Raw genomic sequence first — 19,280 nt, 5'->3', positions numbered from 1 at the left:
TTGAATTCAAAGCTGGAAGAACTTGAATCGCTTCTCTTTGACTGGGAGGCTGGCACCCTTAGCGACGAAGGTGTTGAACGTGTTCGTGAGATCCTTCGGTCAGACGAAGACGCAAAAGCATTTTTTGTTCAGCAACAGGTGCTGACAGCCGCGTTGAAGCTGGATGTCGATGCCGGATTGGAACCTCCGGCTATGGAGTCTCCGGCTGTAGAACCTTCGACTGTTGAAGAGCGAATTCCTGTTCTCAATCCTTCTGTCAGCCGTAAGCAATTGAATCGAGATTCTCGAATCAATCTCTGGGCAGCCTTCGCTGGTCTCTGTTTAATTTGTGTCTTGGCAGTTCGAGTTTTCTATCTTGAAGCCTCAAAAAGCAGCGGTCCCGAGTCGATCGCAGGGATCAACGATTTACAGCATGGTGAGAAAGGCGAAGCCACCTCTTCTGGAATCGCACTCGTTACAAGTCTCGTCGACGTGATCTGGGAGGCTGACCAGAGCCCGCTCGAAGTTGGTGATGCTCTTTCTCCAGGACGGCTTGCGATTGTCTCTGGTTTTGCTCAGATTGAGTTCTTTTGTGGCGCAACCGTGATTGTTGAAGGGCCTGCCGAACTGGATTTGAAATCGGTCAGTGCTGCGAGAGTTCATCATGGTCGACTGCGTGCACAAGTCCCTCCGGCAGCGCGTGGTTTTTCACTGGAACTCGACGACATGAAACTCGTGGACTTAGGAACAGAGTTCGGCGTCTCGATGTCGCCCGATGGTGCCGACGTGCAGGTCTTCGATGGCGAAGTTGAGTTGCACAAACCGGGACAGAGCAAACGCCTCATGACGACTGGGCAGGCAGGCGTCTTCAAGGAGGATGGGACATTTCAAGTCGAACAGATTCAGCCTGAGCAGTTTCTGGATATCGCGACATTGGAACTGCGTGCCAAGAGTCAAGACGAGTCTCGCTATCAAGCATGGAAACTTTGGTCCAGCAACTTTCAGCGAGACTCAAGACTGATTGCGTATTATTCATTCGATGAAGAGGGTGACTGGAAGCGAAAGTTGAAGAGCAGTATCCAGGCTGAAAGTGGTGAGCTAGATGGGGCAATTGTTGGAGCGAATCGTGTTCAAGGACGCTGGTCATCAAAGTCGGCGCTCGAATTTAAACGTCCCGGTGACCGTGTTAGAATGCACATCCCCGGAGAATTCAGTTCACTGACTCTTTCCTGCTGGGTCAAAATTGACAGTCTCGACCGCTGGTACAATTCACTCTTTTTGACAGATGGGTACAACCAGGGTGAGCCGCATTGGCAAATTCTTGATACCGGTCAATTGTTCTTCTCGGTTCGCCATAAGTCAGATGATGCTCGCGGTCCGGACGCAAGGAAACGGACTCATCACATCGTGCTTTCTCCGCCATTCTGGAAACCATCGTTAAGCGGACGGTGGCTGCATTTGGCGACGACATACGACGCTGGTAGTGGTAAAACAAAGCATTATCTGAATGGTGATCTTCTGCACGAAGAGGAGATTGCAAAAGACTTGCTGGTGAAGACAACAAGGATTCGTGACGCATCAATCGGGAATTGGACGTTGCCGACAGAAGAGGATACTGAATTTGCCGTTCGTAATCTCAATGGCAGTATCGATGAATTTGCAATCTTCGCTGCGGCATTGTCCGCAAGTGAAATTAAGGAGATTTACAATCATGGCAAGCCCTAAGTTCTGGTCGAAGATCGTCATTCCGATTGTCTTGCTACAGGCACTCAGCGTTTCGCGTGTCGGCTTCGCAGACGATCCTGCTGAAGTCTCTCAGCATGCCGAATCCGAGCGTCTCTTTACTCTGAAAGTTCTTCCGATCTTGAAAGCGAAGTGCTTCGGTTGCCACGGACAGGACCCGGATGATGTACGTGGTGGTTACAATCTCCTGAATCGCGAGAACATGATCAAAGGGGGCGAATCAGGAGATGTCGCTCTTATTCCGGGAAAACCGGAAGAGAGCTCTTTGTATCAGGCGATTATGTGGGATGGCTATGAAATGCCTCCTAAGGAAACCGACCGACTCACCAAAAAAGAAACGGAGTATTTTCGAGATTGGATTACTGCCGGTGCTCCATGGCCGGATGCTTCGCGACAACTCAGCATCCAGAAGGAAGAATGGTCGGTTGCTGAAAATGAAGACGGAGTGATTATCGGAACCAGCGGTGGGACTGCCGATGATTGGACATATCGACGTTATAGCAAAGAAGAAACCTGGGCATTTCAACCAGTCAAGAGTGTGACGGTTCCGTCAGGATCAAAGCATCCCATTGATGCGTTCGTCATGAGGAAACTTTCGAGTGCGGGATTGAAACCGGCTCCTCAAGCAGATCCTCGAACATTGATTCGCCGAGCATCCTACGACCTGACTGGGCTACCACCTGCTCCGGAACAAGTCCACGATTTCAAGAAAGCATGGGAGTCGGACCCAGAACGCGCCTGGAATACCTTGGTCGACCAATTGCTCGACAGCGAACATTACGGAGAACGGTGGGCTCAACACTGGCTGGACGTTGTCCGATACGCAGACACTGCTGGTTTTTCAAACGACTATGAACGGTCGAATGCGTGGCGCTATCGTGACTACGTGATTAGGTCCTTCAACGAAGATAAGCCGTTCAATGAGTTCGTTGTGGAACAGATCGCAGGTGACGAACTGCGACCGGGCGATGCGGAAGGGATTGTCTCAACCGGAATGTTACGGATGGGACCATGGGGGACAGCCATGATTCCGCAGGCGGAGGCACGACAAATCTACCTGGATGATCTGGTCCATAATGTTGGGCAAGCTTTTCTGTCGATGCCCATGCGCTGCTGTAAATGCCACGATCATAAATTCGATCCTCTCCCGACGCGAGACTACTACAGCATGTACGCAGCTTTCGCGACGACTCAGCCAGCTGAGTTGAAAGCGGACTTCTTGCCGGAAGAGAACGTGGTTGGATTTGCCGAGAAGCAAAAACTGGTGAAAGACCTGTTGGATTATGCGAAGGCAGAGCAAAAGAAAATTCAAGACAAGCAGGAGGCTGCTGCAAAGAAGTGGTATGAAGAGCATCGCCTCCCGTATAAAAATGAGAACGAGAGGAAGAAAGACCCTGAAGATCAAAAACCACCTCGTCATGTTGGTCTGACTCCTGAAGAAAAGGGGATGAAAAAAGTCCGTGAGCAGGACGTTTGGATTTGGGAACGCCGAATGGAGCGTTATCAGCCGATGGCTCAAGGTGTCTACAACGGTCAGAACAGTTTCAAGAACGGGCGAGCACTTCGTCGTCCGAAGAACATCAATGAAAACTGGCGCCCGGAAAACTTCATCCTGGCAGGAGGGGCATTGGATGCACCAACTGAAGCAGTTTCGCCGGGCGTACTAAGTGCCACCGGGGTTCCAGCCAGTCCGGGCTCCGACAGTCCGTGGAATATCACTGACGGACTTGCAGGTCGTCGGCTTGCTCTTGCGGAATGGATCACGGATGACGCGAACCCTTTGACCGCGCGGTCGATTGTCAATCGTGTGTGGCAATATCATTTTGGTAAAGGGATCGTAAAGACAGCCAATAACTTTGGTGCAAAGGGAGGCAAACCGACGCATCCTGAATTGTTAGACTGGTTGACAGCTGACTTCATTGAGAATGGGTGGAAGATAAAACGATTACATCGGCTCATTATGTCGTCGGAAGTCTATCAGCGATCTAGCAGGCCGTTCGAGTCCGAGAAGCAGGCGACCGTCGATCCAAACAGCGATCTGCTGGCGTCGTTTCCTCCTCGCAGACTTACTGCTGAAGAGTTGCGCGACAGCACCTTGTTGATCAGTGGAGAACTCAACCGGGAATTGGGAGGTGTTCCCATTATGCCTGAGATCAACATGGAAGTGGCTCTTCAGCCCCGGATGATTCAGTTTTCGATTGCTCCTGCTTACCAGCCTTCAAGGACACCTGCAGAACGGAATCGTAGAACGATTTATGCTTACCGCGTGCGAGGGCAGGCCGATCCACTTCTCGAAATCATGAATCAACCGAATCCTAACGAATCTTGTGAAATGCGTGACTCGGCTGCTGTCACGCCTCAGGCATTTACTTTGCTCAACAGTGATGTGATGACTGATCGATCGATTGCATTTGCACTGCGATTACAAAAGGAACAACCGACCGACACGGTTCAGCAAATTCGGCGGGCTTTGCAGCTTGCCTTTGCTCGCGAGCCAAAGGCAGTGGAGTTGTCGCGATTGCACGGATACCTTAAGGAAATGCAGGTGTATCACAAAAAGCATCAGCCCGAGACGGTCGAGTACCCAACTCAAGTCGTGCGATCGCTCGTTGAAGAGTTTACTGGTGAGCCGTTTGAGTTCATTGAAAAATTGAATGTTTATGAAGACTACGTTCCCGATCCAAAGCCATGGACGGTCTCATCGGAAACCAGAGCATTAGCTGACGTCTGTTTGTTGTTGTTGAACTCGAATGAATTTCTGTACGTGTACTGAGCCTCTCTACAAAGCATTGAGGACAGCGACGAATGCAGAAAGTTCAGGCTGGTTCGATACATCACTCACTCTCAAAACTGAATGGACGACGTATGTCAACTCTACACCGACGTGAATTTTTGTACGGCCTTGGTTCGTCATTGGGGGCCGTCGCAATGACAGCTTTGCAAGCAGAGAACCGCGAAGGGCCACTCGCCACTCAGCAGCCGATGCACAAGCCGAAAGCCAAGGCTGTCATTATGCTCTTTATGGAGGGTGGGCCGTCACACATCGACACGTTCGATCCTAAACCTGCACTGACGAAGCTTCATCTTGGCGAGTCGACTCGAACTAAAGGACTTGCGACAGGGAAGCGGTTTTTCGTGGGTAGCCCGTTCAAGTCTCGCAAAGTCGGCAACTCCGGTATTGAGATGTCTGATCAGTGGAAGTACTTGGCAGATCCGGAAGTTGCTGACGAGCTTTGCGTGTACCGAGGCTGCAAGGCTGAGTCTCTCAATCATCCTGAAGCACTTCTGCATATGAATACCGGCAGCAGACTGGGCGGCGATCCGGGGGTCGGAGCGTGGATGACTTACGGTCTTGGATCGGAGAATCGAAACCTGCCCGGTTACGTAGTGATGACTGAGCTCGCATTGCCTCAAGCTGGTCCAGCGAATTGGACGAATGGTTTTCTCCCTGCTCACTTTCAGGGGACGCGTCTCCGTTCAACTGGCTCACCGATTCTGGATCTCAACCCGCCGAAGTACAAGACTCGGGAGCATCAGCGAAAGGCGCTTGATCAGCTGGCGATGTTGAATCAAGCTCATGCGCAGGAGCACCCTGAACATGCGGAACTGGCGGCTCGAATGGAAAGTTATGAATTGGCTTACCGAATGCAGATGGCAGTTCCAGGAATCATTGATATTGATCGCGAACCGAAACATCTTCAAGAGGCATACGGACTTGATCGCAAAGAGACTGCCAGTTTCGGGAGGCAATGCATGATGGCTCGTCGTCTTGTCGAAGAGGGCGTTCGGTTTGTGCAAATTTTCGCTGGGGGATGGGACAGCCATGACTACCTTGAAAAAGGCCATGCCTCTCGAATCGCCAGTGTCGATCAACCGATTGCGGCTCTGATCAAAGATTTGAAAATGCGAGGACTTCTTGACGACACGTTGGTTGTCTGGACCGGAGAATTTGGACGAACTCCTGACAATAACTATCGAGGCGGAGTCACTGCACTGGGGCGAGGTCATAACGCTGACGCAATGAATATGTGGTTCGCAGGGGGAGGGACAAAAGCCGGGAGTGTTGTGGGGGCGACCGACGAAATCGGTTCTGAAGCGGTGGAAGTTGTTCATCCAATCCGGGATGTACATATCACGATGCTGCATCTGATGGGGCTGGACGACAACAAATTGACCTACTTCCACGCAGGTCGCTACAAGCAACTCTCACAGTTTGGCGGTGAGTTGATACCGGAGATCATTGCCTAGATCAAATCTTAAATTCGGGTTCAGTTTCTGCCTTGTGGCGAACAGCGTTTTAAGTAGAGAAACGCGTTTTTCACGGTCCCGGAAAAGTTCATTGAAGTTCAGGCCGCAGGCCTCGCAATCCAATCAAACAGAAATAGCATCGAGAGAAAATTATCATGCGGACCTGGATATTACTTGTCGGAATTCTGTTCCCTTCGGTTGCCAGTGCGGAGCAGGGGCCAAACATTCTTTTCATCATGTCGGACGACCATGCGGCGCATGGAATTTCCGCCTATGGAAGTCGACTTGCGGAAATCGCTCCTACTCCAAACATTGATCGTTTGGCGAATGAGGGCGCTCTGTTTACGAATGCGTTCTGCACAAATTCAATTTGCTCACCCACAAGAGCTTGCGTGCTGACCGGTCAATACAACCACGTCAACGGAGCGTTCGACCTCAGTGGGAAAGTCGAGCCAGGCGACCAGATGCTTCCCATTCAGATGCGGAAGGCTGGTTACCAAACGGCAATGATCGGAAAGTGGCATCTGAAAGTTGAACCGGCTGATTTCGACTACTACTGCGTTCTTCCCGGACAGGGCGAATACCACAATCCTAAGTTTCGCATCCGCGGCGACAAGCCTTGGGGGAAGAACACAATTCAGTTCGACAACAAACATGTGACTGATGCCATTACCGATTTGACTCTGGATTGGCTCAAGACAGGTCGTGATCCGGACAAGCCGTTCTTCCTGATGCATCATTACAAGGCTCCGCACGATTATTTCGACAATGCAGCGAGGTACGAATCGTATTTGGCGGATGTCGAGATCCCGGAGCCAGATACCCTTTGGACTCGTCATGAGGACTTTGGATCAATCGCGACACGCGGTGCGAATGACGAACTGATTCCCCACATCGGAACGTCGATTGGTTCAAGAAATCCAAGGCGGTCCTATCTGCGAGACCTGCCGAGCATGTACCCCGCTGAGTTTCCGGATAACTATAACCCAGCGAACTATAGTGACGAGGAGAACACGCGACTCACTTACAATGCCTACTTGAAAAAATATCTGCGGTGTGTGAAGGGCATCGACGACAATCTCGGTCGGTTGTTCGCATATCTTGAAGAGACGGGACAGATCGACAACACCGTAATCATTTATACCGGCGACCAGGGCTTCATGCTGGGAGAGCATGATTACCAGGACAAACGTTGGATGTATGAAGAGTCGCAACAAATGCCGTTTCTAGTCCGATATCCGAAGACCGTCAAAGCGGGGCAACGATTCGATACGATTATCGAAAACGTTGATTACGCTCCGACGATGCTTGATTTCGCAGCTGCTGAGATCCCGAAATCTGTTCAGGGACGCTCCTTCAAGTCACTTCTGGAGACAGGAAAAGAAGCGAAAGACTGGAAGCAAGAAGCTTATTATCGGTATTGGATGCACATGGTTCACCATGACAACCCGGCACATGTCGGCATCCGTACGAAAAGTCATAAGCTCATTTACTATTACGGCTGTAATTACGACGGCGGTTACCAAACTCCACCTGGCTGGGAGTTATACGATCTGGTGAATGATCCCCATGAGACTCGGAACATCTACCACGATCCCCAAAACACGGAACTCGTACTCAATCTCAAACAGGCTCTTGCGGAGACTCGCAAACGAGTCGGCGACGACGGGACTCATTATCCCGAGTGCGAAGCAATCATTCAGGAGTTTTGGGACTACGACGCAGCCGACCAAGCCAAAGCTCGTGAGATCTCTCATCAATTTCTCAAGCGGCGTTTAGCAGAACTCGAGGCAGGCCTTCGCAATGTTCAAACTCACAAAGGTCGATCGTCGGATTGAATAGAAAAGCAGTGAGAAACTGCGCGCGATGTCTGATTCGCAATATCGGACTCTCACGATTCTTTGATCGATCGTCTCAGCGTCTCAGTTTCGTGACCGGAGATCCATTCTGAAGGTCAGCCTGCAGGACATCGAAAAGGGCGTCTTCTCTAGTTTTGTCAGTAATAACTGCCCCTTATTCTCGTCGAAGGGAACGACGGAATCCTAAAAACAGACATCTGGAATTGAGCATAGCCAATGCTGATTCTTTCACGCTGTTTTGTGGAGAGCAGTCTATAAGATCGTGAAGGTGGTCTTCGCAGGGGCGGCAAATAAGGTAAATAGCCTGAGGACGTCATGGGTGAGGCCCAGTTTCTGTTGTCAGCCTTTAAGTGATTTGGGCTGGCGTAATCGTGTTAGCAATTCAGCGAGCTATGACGTCATTGCCTGTTTGGAGAACGATTCAAATTGAACTCCGTCCTGCCTTCAGGAGCGTTAACGGTTCTGCTCGTCCGGAACGGATCGCAGGCCACAGACCGGCGAGGAGGCATAAGGCGAGGGTGATTGAAAATCCGAACGCCAGTTGTTTCCACGGAATCAGAAATGTTGCCGGTCCTGCAAACCAGCGGCCGTACTGCGCCATGCCAACACCGCACCAGCCGGCGGTCAGGCCGAAGGCAAGACTGAGTATGCATGCGACCAGACCAATGAGAATCGTTTCTGTAATGATTAGCCGCACGAGTTGCCAGCGAGTAATTCCAACAGACCGCAAAATGCCGAATTCCCAAGTACGCGATCGGACTGAAGCGAAGATGGCATTTGCCACAGCGAGTGACATGATGATCAGCGTTACAAGCGGCAGTTGACTCATTCGCCAAATTGTGGCATCGGCATGCAGCGAAATGGCTCGACGCACAGTTTCAGTCGCAGTCGCACGTGCGAAAGGACGATACGCTGTCACTTCGCCAACATCGGTTGCCTGAAAAGTTCCTCCAGAATTGCTTTCCGCGATTTTCTGCATGTCCGCTTCGATAGAAGATAACAGAGCAGATCCATCCAGATTCAGCCAGTAGAATTCATTTCGTGCGAGGTGGAAGTCTTTCTGCACTTGTCTTCGACTGGCAAAAATCATTGTCGCTGTCCGGACGAAGTGGCGACGAACTCCAGAAAACTTCGTGATCCAATGCCAGCCTGGAAGTGAGACCACTCCGGCGATGCGGTAAGTGACGGTTTCTCCCTCGGTGTTCGGTGGTGAAAAACTGAGCTCATCTCCGACTTTGAAGCCAGTGCTCATCTGAAAGTCTTCTGAAATCACACAACCTTCACCTGTTGCAAGTGCTTCGATAATGCTCTGGCGATCTCCTTCCACGAAGTTCACATCGAGGAAAGGATGGTCGGTTCCGAAAGCTCGTTCAGGTTCAAGCCCAAAGATTACTGCGTTGTCTTGCCTCAGCCCCGGATTCTCGGCATCACTCCAGTCAAATTGTGTTTGCTCAATCGCCAGCGGCATCACCTTGTCAGGTTTCACACCCTTCACTTGCTTGACTGCTTCAATTCCATCTTCATCAAGCCCGACCGGATGGAACGCGACCAGCATATCTGGGAGCCAATCACCGGGAAGGAATGGTTGCAGCATCGAATAGCCCCAGGTTTGTGTGGATGCGAAGAGAGCCAAACCGAGTGACAGGGCGAGTGTCGCTCCGATGGTCCGCCACATGTTGCTCGAAAGTTGTGTTCGCACTAGACGTGGATCGAGTCCCAAAAGTCGTGTGACCAGCGGGCCAAAGAGGCGTTCACACAATAAAACGACAGCTGGAGTTAGCAGAATCATGCCGACTAACAGCGCCGGCCAGGTGACGAACGAATAGGTCCAGGTCTTCATTGTGTCAGACATGGGGATAAAGAAGACCGATAGCGGCGCGGATGCTGCGAGAACAATTCCAGCACAGCCGAGAAAAATCCACCAGCGAGTATGTGGAGTTTTGGTTTGTGTCGTCATTGCATCAAGAGGTTTGATTCTCATCGCTCTCCACGCCGGGATGATAGCTGCTCCAAGTGCTCCGGCCAAAACGGTGATTCCACTCAACAGAACACAAGTCCATCCCAAGGTGACACTGGAATGAAACAGACTCGGCAATAATTGATTGCCAACTGTGAGTAAAACCCAGCCTGCCAATAATCCACCGATCCAACCGAACAGGGCGAGCGTCACGCTTTCAAGTGCGATGATCCCCGCGAGTTGGCTGCGGGTCAGGGCAATCGCACGCAGCATCGCGAACTCTCGCGCTCGTTCGCTGACTCCCATGCTGAGTGTTGAAAAGATGATAAAGACAGCTGCAATTGATGCCATTCCCGTCGCTGCCCAGGCTTGTGAACGTTGCCCCGAGATTGAGCGCGTCGACTCCATCCCGCTCCGAACGGTATCGTAATCAACGATCCGCAACGGAGGACTCGCCGCTTTGAATTTCGACTTCCAGACAGATTCGAATTCGGATGTGGTCACTCCATCCCGCAACGCGATTTGCAGAACATTCGCCCGTGCAGGAAATCCATTGATCTGTTCCGCAATCTCTGGACGAACATAAACTGCGTTGGTGGCTGGACCTTGAACATATGCGTTCGGAAGTCCCAGTTGTGTTTTTGATGTTGGGTTTTCTTCAGCAGGTGTCAAGTTTTCCGTGGTTTCCCCAGCGGCTATTTCGGTACTTTTAGAATCTTCACGGGCGTTCTTTTGTTTTGGCTTCTCTTTTTCCCCATCTGGTTTTCCGCGACCAGGGCCGCCTCGGCCTCCCTGTTCACTTGCTAAGGATGGCGTGTCCTGAGCCTGTTCGACGATACCGACAATGCGAAGCCGTTTTTGATTGGCAATCGAAGTAATCAGGACCTCATCGCCGACTGAAACGTTGATCTGTTCTGCTGCACCTTCGCTGATGATGGCTGAGGGAAGATCACTCTCGTCTTGATCAGCAAACCATTCACCGTCGACCATATCATAGGGAGCTTCCACTGCGGGGGTGCTGACAAGAATAGGGTCGACAGGGGGAGCCCCGTTCACCGGCGGACGTGAGCCGATTAAGAGGCCGAGCGGCGTCTCTTTTTCCTCTTGATCGTCAGGTTGACTGGCACGCGTCACTGAAACACGTGACTGAGTGATCGGATTGAGTTCCAGCACACCGGGATCATTTGTCAACGACTCGACGACTGTTTGATTAACAGCGCTGAGTGATCCCGGAGGACCAGCTGGGAGTACCAGGACGTCATACCGACCCAGATACTTCTGGGCATTTTCGTCAAACTGCGCAACGAGGGAATCGTACCCACTGACTACCCAGACGACTGCACATGTGGAGGCGATGAAGCCGACAATAGTGATGATCGCTCTAGTAGGGTGCAGCCGCATTTGTGAGACGACCAGTTTGCGAATCAGATTCAAACTTTTCATGAGGTCAGCACCTGTTGTTCTGTTGTGCCGACTAATTCATGATAGGCGGTTGCCAATGATTGCGGGGAGGAAAAATCGTTCGTGGCCAGTTCGCTGAGCAACTCTCCATCCTTCAGGATTACGATGCGATCTGCCCACATCGCGACCTCCGGTTCATGAGTCACCAAGACAATCGCCCGTTCATCTTCGCGATTCAGCTGTTGCAGGATTCGGCAGATGTTTTCGCTGTTGACGGAATCGAGATTGCCTGTCGGTTCATCGGCAAGAATCAGAGCGGGGTCAGGAATTAACGCTCGGGCAATTGCGACACGCTGCTGCTCACCACCACTTAAGGAACCGGGGCGATGAGTCCGCCGACCGGAGAGCCCCAACCGCTCTACGATTTTGTCGACCTTCTGGTACGCTTCTGAGGGAGCATTGTCCGCCTGCAATGGCACAGAGATGTTCTCGTCGACATTGAGAGCGGGGATCAAATTTAGAGATTGAAAGACAATTCCAATCCTGCGTCGGCGAAAGCGAGTCAAAGCTGCATCTGAGAGTTTTGCGAGTTCCTGACCTTCGACGCAGACCCGACCAGTGTCAGGTCGTGTTAAACCCGCCATCAGATGAAGCAGCGTACTTTTTCCGGAACCGCTGGCGCCCATGATGGCGACGAACTCACCTTGGTGGACAGTTAAGTCGAACTCCGTGAGTGCGTTGACAAGACTGGCCCCTTGTCGAAATTGTTTGGAAAGTTGTTCGACTCGAAGCGGAGGCGGGGATTCCACTGACACGAATGTCTCCAGTTGTTAAAAGATGGTTTTGATTGACGAGATGTGGAGTCTGCATAGGGCATTGAAGTCCTGCATTTGCTCCCCCCGATTTGCACGCATAAGCACGCTGCAGAGGAGACGATCTCTGACCTCTCCCACTCATCGATGGCAATTCATGTGCCATTGAAATCACATCAGGCTCCTGAGCCGACATGTTCGCTTTGGTATTTCATTTGCTGTCCGAGGAGTCGTAGGTTTTTCGCCTGGAGTTCAACTAGAAGAACTTCCCGTCGGATTGAGCCAGAGTCTTAATTTAGAACTGATCCTGAAACCTGAAATTGCTCTCCCAAGCATTGAGGGAAGCGGTGATTGCAGAGGTTTTCGGACTGGTTCTAATTACAGAAAAGCCAAAGTTCAAAAACTGAGAGGGCAATTCGCCGCTCACGGTTGGTGGGATTATCGCCAGTTGTGGCGAATTCATCGCCGCTTGGTGCTTCAGCGTGGCAAATACAAAGTAGGTCAATCAATATCGTGAGAGAAACAGTAATACCGGCGCCATTACAGGTGGTCGACGTCGTCAAGACATATCGTCAGGGAGAAAGTATCGTCAACGCTTTGCGAGGTGTCAGCTTGACGGTGCAAAGCGGTGAATTTATTGCCATTATGGGAGCTTCAGGTTCGGGAAAAAGTACATTGCTGCATGCCATTGCCGGACTGACTGAGATTGATGGTGGGCGTGTTCTCATTGCTGGGCAAGACCTTGCGGAACTGTCTGATGTGCCGCTAACCCGTTTTCGTCAACGGCATTTAGGTTTGGTTTTTCAGTCATTCAATCTCATCCCCAGCTTGACCGCTGAGGACAATATTCGGCTTCCCGCTTCTGGTGGAGTGGGACTTGATCAACAAGTAGAAGGGCTTCTGGAACGACTGGGGATCGCTGCACGTCGATCTCATAAACCGGGCGCGCTCTCCGGTGGGGAACAACAGCGGATCGCCATTGCACGGGCTCTCATCTGCAATCCTGACATCCTGTTGGCGGACGAACCAACAGGGAGTCTCGATTCCGTTACGGGCCAACAAATCTGCCAGCTGTTGCGGGAACTTTGTGATGAACAACAGCGAACGATTGTGATCGTCACGCATGAACCTCATGTCGCGATGTGGGCGGATCGTGTGGTCGTTCTCAAAGATGGTTTGAATCAGGCGGAGTTCCGAACAGACGGACTTCATGATCCACAAGCTGTGGCGACGAATTATCAGGATTCGCTTCAAGCATTGGAGGTCTCGTGATATGACTCAGGTCTTCAAGCTTGCAGTTGCATTCCTGTGCGAGCATCCGATTCGTCTCGTGCTGACAACATTGGGAACAGCCGCTGCGATCTGTATGGTGGTTTGGACCGCAAGCGGATACGAGGCTCTTCACAGAACGTACGACGAGTACGCAAACCTCGCGTTGGGGCGATACGAATTAGCAATCGCCCCGATCAGTATGGACGCAAAAGACTCGGTGCCAGATGAAGTGATTACCGATCTAAGTAATGATCCAGCTGTAGCTATCGCAGATCCCATGTGGGCAAAACGGTTGGGAATTCGCACGCGGTCGCGAAGCGAAGAGGGCAAACTCAGTTCATTTTCGCCGAATCAAGACCGTCAAAGTCTAACTGGAAGCGGACCAGGGGCCGGGCCGAATTCATTGTTGCCCGAACTGCTGTTTCTGGCTGTGAAAACCAAGGAACCTCCTTATGACATGCAGCAGGGGAGATGGCTAAATACTGAGGTAGGCAATGCAAATGATGTGGTGATCCGTGCCGATGTCGCTGAGCGCCGCGGCCTCTCTTTGAATGATGAAATTCGGGTCGAAGTTGCTCAGGGCAATCTCCTCAGCGATGACGGTCTCAAGCTGCGTATCGTGGGCATTGTCAATGCCCCATCGCTTCCTGGGGCAGGAGTCGCTGCGATCCCGATTCTTTCTCCCAGTTCAGGGGAGGCATTCATCTCGACGACTCTGGCGAACAAACTCTTTGATGAGCCTGAGCGAATCAGCCTCTTAGGAATTTCTTTAGCTCCGGAAGCCGATCTCACCAGTTTTCGCTTTGGCTGGTCCCCAAAACTGAGCCGATATTCTACTCCTGTGCAATTTCAGGAAGCCTTCGAAATCGAAGAAGCACTCGATCAGGCGGCAGCAGCTCGGAACGTGCGGCTCCAATCCTATGTCGCGACAGCCATCGCCATGCTCGTTGCCATGCTGGTGATTTTTTGCACACTCAGCACCGGGGGCACTGAACGAACTCGTCAGTATGCAATTTTGCGAGCGATTACATTGACTCGGCGGCAAGTCGCGACTTTGATCGCGATAGAAGGCCTCTGTCTGGGAGTACTCGGTTTTCTGGGAGGAATTCTCGTCGGGTGGTTGCTGCTGCAGGTTACCGGAGCGGTGTTCGCACGGTTGCTTTATCACGGAGTTGCCTTCGGGAAATCGAGTCTTATTCTTTCCGCAGTTGCAGCTTTCGGTGGAGGATTACTCGCTGCGATTATTCCAGCTTGGCGTGCGACACGTGTGCGACCAATTGATGCGATGACTCCACCACAACAATCGACAGAAGGGAAAAAAGCTTCAGCAAAGCTCGCTCTGATCGGTTTAGTCTTTATCGCTCTCAACCCCATATTGACGTTTGGAATTCCTCAGACTGAAGCAAGCATTTATCTGGCGATGGGAATTGGATTTGCATGCATGTCCGTTGGTGTCGTTCTACTTGCTCCTGCGATTGTAGAGTTCGTTGACCGTTGCGTTAGTCCTGTCCTTGCAAGACTGTTTGCTCTCGATCCGAAATTGCTTGCGAGTCAGATCACAAGCCATTTGTGGAGGACGGTTGGAGCAGCAATCTCGATGGCATTCGGGCTTGGACTTTTCATCGGCATTCAGGTTTGGGGATTCACGATGCTACAGGCTTTCGTCCCGGGAGAATGGACTCCAGATGCGATCATTGCTTTCGAAGAAGGGTTTGCAAACGGGAACGTTTCTCAGGACGTCTCTCAAATTGCAGACCTGCCAGGAGTTGACTTGAATCGTTGTCTTGCACTCGCAGTCGAACAGCCACGTCTCCTGGAAGATATCACTGGCAGCACCGAACGTGCATCGGTGACGCGGCAGGATAATGTCATCATCGTCGGGCTTGATCCGCAAAGTGCCTTCGGTGCAGAGTCTCCATTGTTGGAACTCGATTGGGTGGCTGGAACTCCGCAGGAGGCAATAAACCAGATGCTGTCGGGCAAGCAAATGCAATCGGGAAGAGCTTGCGTTGTTCCCGATCATTTTTTGAACGAAACAGGTCTGACCCTCGGAGACTCGATCACTCTGGTTCCTCCTGAAAATTCTGAACAGCCGGTGAGTTACAAGATTGCTGGAGCCGTACGATTGCCGGGCTGGCATTGGCAAACCAAGTTAACGGGAATGCGTCCGCGCACTCATCGAGCAGCGGCATTAATCTTTTCGGACTATCAATCGGTCTCTACGGATTTCGATATTCCTAATCCAACGCACGTCTGGTTCTCTTTCGCTGAGACAGAGGCAGATTCGAAAGCTGTCCTCGAAGCAGTGGAAACAGGTCTGGCGGAATTGCAGACGGATGAGAGTGCGCATGCTCAGCCAGCTTCAGAGAATCTTGGATTCCGCGTCATCACTGTTCAGGGAATCCGTGATCACTTGAGTGGGATTGCACGCCGCTGGATCTGGTTGATCAGCACCTTGCCTTTGATAGCACTTCTGATCGCCTCGCTGGGAGTCCTCAACGTCCTCATTGCATCGATTCGAAGTCGACGTTGGGAATTCGGAGTCCTGCGCGCGATTGGTTTTACCAGTTCCGAACTTGCCAGAGCAATCCTTGTGGAAGGACTGCTGATTTCCTGCGTCGCTGGTTTGCTCAGTCTTGGATTCGGAATTCTTGCAGGCTGGTGTGGCTGCGGAATGGCACAGTACGTCAGCTTCTTCGGGGGGCTGCATCCACCTGTCGTCATCCCGTGGTTCCCGATCACAATCGGTATGATCTTCTTGCTCGCACTGGGGATCGGAGTCGCCATTTGGCCTGCGTTTACGATATCCAGAACGCGCCCTCTGGAGCTGTTGCAGAGAGGTCCGGATTCTTTGTGAAACGATTTGAGAAAATGTCACGGAAGCAATCGGAATCATAATCGAGTGCTGACCTCGCTACCGAACTGCAACATTTTCAACGGGTTACGTGAAATATTCAATTTCGCACTCGGTTCCGGAATTTGGATTTTCAGGAATAATTTGCATTGTCTACTTGAATTTTGTCCATCACTTACTATCGTGTTTCGACACTGAGACTCAGTCTCAATAAGTGTTTGTTTGTTCGGTCAGGCACTAGAGCGGTTTTTGTAAAGGTGTGGTAGTCCTGCCTCGTGGCGAACAGCTTTTTGTTAGAGAAATGCGTTCTTCACGAGGACATGGTAGAGCAAGCTGCTCTAGCGACATGTGCAGTCTCGATCAAATACGTTCAGGAGTGAAGCCAAGCAATCACAACGAGTTCAATGACAATTGTTCTGATTTTCTGAGCCCTTCGGAGTCAGAGTCATTGTGGCGCGTTCACCAGCATCAACTCAGGCCCTTTTTGGCCTCCTGCCTCAAAATCCTAGTTAGGTGACTCAACCACTTTTCCCCATTGTGGGTCACGAGCGACTTTCAACATTTTCAAGATATGCAGACTGAAGAACCTCATACTGTTTCGGCGAAGGCGCCGGCTGATCCATTGCCGGAGCGACGGGGGCCGAGACCTGCTCGAAAACGTAGCTGGTACGCGAAGAGTGCGGCGGCATTTCGCTGGGTGCATATCTACATCTCCATGCTCGGTTTTGCGACGTTGATGTTCTTCGCATTCACAGGGATTACGCTCAATCACCCCACCTGGTTTGGTGCGAGCGAGCAGCAGATTCAAGATTTTCAGGGAACAGTTCCTGAAGAGGTCATTGGGCTCAGCATGAACACTGAGGTCGAAGATGGCGAAGAAATCGAGGTCACAGTCGACAAGTTGGCGATCAGTGAATGGCTGAGGGCGGAGCATCGACTGAAGGGGAAAGTTTCGGAATTTGATGTTGATGAGTTTGAATGCATGGTCGTCTACAAAGGTCCAGGGTACGCCGCTGATGTTTTTCTTGATCACGGAAATGGTGAGTACATGTTGACTGAGACTTCCAGCGGGATCATGGCCATCATGAATGACCTGCACAAAGGACGAGACACCGGGCGCGAATGGAGTTGGGTGATCGATATCTCCGCTATCGTCACGATGCTGCTTTCGCTGTCTGGATTCGGCTTACTGTTTTACGTTCGTCGTCGTCGAATGTCTGGCATTGTCACAGCTGTCGTGGGGGCCATTGTCCTGATCGCTGCCTGGGCGATTTGGGTGCCATAAGAAAGGAGCCTCGCGCACTGAACAGTCAATCGGTTGAATGAAATTCAGTCTTGTGAGAGGCATCGACTTCATTCGCATTGTCTGGAAGCGAAATGACTGGGAGCGAAATAAGCGGTGTCGAAAGTTAAGAGGAGAGTGACTCGTATGCAGAGTCGGAAAGATTCGGTCAGGCGAGAAATTCGCCATTGGTGACGAACTCTTCGTCACCTGATTTTCGAACAGCCTGGTTTGCATATCTGTCCGTGTCGAAGGCGGTTTACCAGCAATTTGTTGTTCCTCAAGAGGTTGAATGCGAACGTCAATTCAAAAACATTGAATGACAAAAAATACTGATGCTGGTGGTTTGATGTTGTTTTTCCGGTACAGAAAATGCGTTGATGACTTCCTTTTGATCAGCTTTGAAAATGCGTACACAACCTGTCACGTGAACAAGGGTGATTCATTATATGGAATGTACTCTTCACGGACGCAATAGGCACGGAAGTGTTCTGGATGATTTCCTACTTGCACGTTGGGAGGCTGCTTCCATCGTGTGTTTCAATGTAATAAAGATGAATTGTCACTTAGAAAATTGTTTGAGCAAATGCAGGATGAGCATGTTTCTCGTCTTGTTTTCAGTGAATCTTTCGTACGGATCTGAGCCGCCGGCAGTGACTCAAGCAGATGTCCATTCGCTCGGGGAGTTCACATTGGCTCAGACCGAAGTGTTTGACTTCACGTCCCGGCGAGGAAGTGTCTATCGGATTTTCATTTCCGAGCCCAAAGGTCCAGCATCGGTTGATGGCTATTCTGTGTTGTATGTGTTGGATGCGAACGCAAACTTTGGGACTTTGGTGGAAGCTCAACGACATCAATCACGTGGTCGAGCAGGTCTGAAGTCGACGCCAGTCGTGCTGGTTGGAATCGGATATCCAACTGAAGGCCCTTACGATTTCAAGAGGCGAACCTACGATCTAACCACTCCAGCGTTACCAGAGAATCTTCCTCGTCGACCTGGAGGTCGAGAGTGGCCGAAGTCCGGAGGAGCGGATGAATTTCTGGATTTCATTCAGGGCGAATTAAAACCTCACATCGAGAGTCGCGTTCGGATTGACAGGTCTCGCCAAGCGATTTATGGGCATTCGTTTGGAGGATTATTCGTATTACATACGCTGTTCAGTCGACCAGATGCCTTTCAAAATTATATCGCTGCCAGTCCCTCTGTGTGGTGGAACGATTACGCAACTTTGAAAGCCGAAAAACAATTTTCCACCAGTGTCGTAGAGTTCGATTCTCGTAAACGACTGCTCATTACTCTCGGCGAGCTTGAGTTGACTGAAGATGGTGGACCGGCTGCTTTACTCGCTCCCACCGCTGCGAAGAAAACTTTCGGCAATACAAAAGATTTCGCGGAGCGGCTCGCAAGTCTGGAAGCGGAGCAATTCACTTTCAGCTATCGCGAATTTCCTGGTGAAGATCACGGCTCGGTGGTTCCATTCGCTTTAATAGAATCGCTTCGGTTCGTGTTAAACACCTCCGCCGAATAAGACTGTTTTCAACCTTTACGCAGCTGCCCGCCTTCCTTTTTTAGCCACACTTTTCCCTCCTGATCGCAGGTCTTTGAAATGTCACAATCTGATACTGAGTCTCAGTTGCTGACGGGCTCGTTGATGAACCTAAAGGATCGGAGAGGCGACTCGATTGCGGAGCAACGGCTCGATCGAGATTTGATTACGTCGAAACTGTCCAAGCGATCAATCGCTGAGAAAAGTCCTTGGGCCGTCTCGTTGTTTTGTTCCCTTTGTTCCATCGTCAGGCGTCGGCATTCCAACGCACGGCTTTGGAGATCACCGTCTCAAAGTTTCCTCTCGCAAAATTAGATTGAGCGCGA

At 51.1% G+C, this 19,280-nt stretch carries 10 protein-coding genes; 8 read left to right on the top strand and 2 right to left on the bottom strand.

Annotated elements, in window-relative coordinates; translation table 11 throughout:
- The 4 genes from Mal48_RS10970 to Mal48_RS10955 all read left to right on the top strand — a co-directional run bounded on the left by Mal48_RS10970 (window position 1) and on the right by Mal48_RS10955 (window position 7,808).
- A complete protein-coding gene (locus Mal48_RS10970) occupies window positions 1-1,704 on the top strand; it encodes a LamG-like jellyroll fold domain-containing protein (RefSeq protein ID WP_145198944.1) in 1,704 nt (567 codons plus the stop codon).
- Window positions 1,691-4,495, top strand: a complete 2,805-nt coding sequence (locus tag Mal48_RS10965; protein ID WP_145198941.1) for a PSD1 and planctomycete cytochrome C domain-containing protein — start codon at window positions 1,691-1,693, stop codon at window positions 4,493-4,495. The genes Mal48_RS10970 and Mal48_RS10965 overlap by 14 nt, the downstream gene beginning before the upstream one ends.
- A gap of 92 nt (window positions 4,496-4,587) precedes the next feature.
- Window positions 4,588-5,970 carry a DUF1501 domain-containing protein gene (locus tag Mal48_RS10960; RefSeq protein WP_145198938.1) on the top strand — a complete coding sequence of 461 codons (1,383 nt, stop codon included), beginning with the start codon at window positions 4,588-4,590 and terminating at the stop codon, window positions 5,968-5,970.
- Between the two features lie 155 nt (window positions 5,971-6,125).
- Window positions 6,126-7,808, top strand: a complete 1,683-nt coding sequence (locus Mal48_RS10955; protein ID WP_145198935.1) for a sulfatase family protein — start codon at window positions 6,126-6,128, stop codon at window positions 7,806-7,808.
- A gap of 442 nt (window positions 7,809-8,250) precedes the next feature.
- On the opposite strand, the gene Mal48_RS10950 is transcribed toward Mal48_RS10955, so the two are convergent.
- Together Mal48_RS10950 and Mal48_RS10945 are read right to left on the bottom strand one after the other, a co-directional pair.
- Window positions 8,251-11,229, bottom strand: a complete 2,979-nt coding sequence (locus Mal48_RS10950) for an ABC transporter permease (protein ID WP_145198932.1) — start codon at window positions 11,227-11,229, stop codon at window positions 8,251-8,253.
- A complete protein-coding gene (locus Mal48_RS10945) occupies window positions 11,226-12,002 on the bottom strand; it encodes an ABC transporter ATP-binding protein (RefSeq protein WP_145198929.1) in 777 nt (258 codons plus the stop codon). Before Mal48_RS10945 ends, Mal48_RS10950 begins: the two co-directional genes overlap by 4 nt.
- 501 nt (window positions 12,003-12,503) lie before the next feature.
- Between Mal48_RS10945 and Mal48_RS10940 the strand changes: the two genes are divergently transcribed.
- From Mal48_RS10940 to Mal48_RS10925, 4 genes are all read left to right on the top strand, one after another.
- Window positions 12,504-13,271: an ABC transporter ATP-binding protein gene (locus Mal48_RS10940; RefSeq protein WP_145206035.1), complete on the top strand. Its 768-nt coding sequence runs from the start codon at window positions 12,504-12,506 to the stop codon at window positions 13,269-13,271.
- A gap of 1 nt (window position 13,272) precedes the next feature.
- A complete protein-coding gene (locus Mal48_RS10935; protein WP_145198926.1) occupies window positions 13,273-16,128 on the top strand; it encodes an ABC transporter permease in 2,856 nt (951 codons plus the stop codon).
- A 568-nt stretch (window positions 16,129-16,696) separates the two neighbouring features.
- The gene (locus tag Mal48_RS10930; protein ID WP_145198923.1) at window positions 16,697-17,410 is read left to right on the top strand and encodes a PepSY-associated TM helix domain-containing protein; all 714 of its coding nucleotides are present in this window, start codon (window positions 16,697-16,699) and stop codon (window positions 17,408-17,410) included.
- 590 nt (window positions 17,411-18,000) lie between these two features.
- Window positions 18,001-18,936, top strand: a complete 936-nt coding sequence (locus Mal48_RS10925) for an alpha/beta hydrolase (protein WP_231739991.1) — start codon at window positions 18,001-18,003, stop codon at window positions 18,934-18,936.
- Window positions 18,937-19,280 lie beyond the last annotated feature (344 nt).

Origin of the sequence: Thalassoglobus polymorphus (assembly GCF_007744255.1) — a bacterium.
GTDB lineage: Bacteria > Planctomycetota > Planctomycetia > Planctomycetales > Planctomycetaceae > Thalassoglobus > Thalassoglobus polymorphus.
Note: the sequence above shows the minus strand (reverse complement) of the source record. Positions and strands in the feature narration are given on the sequence as shown.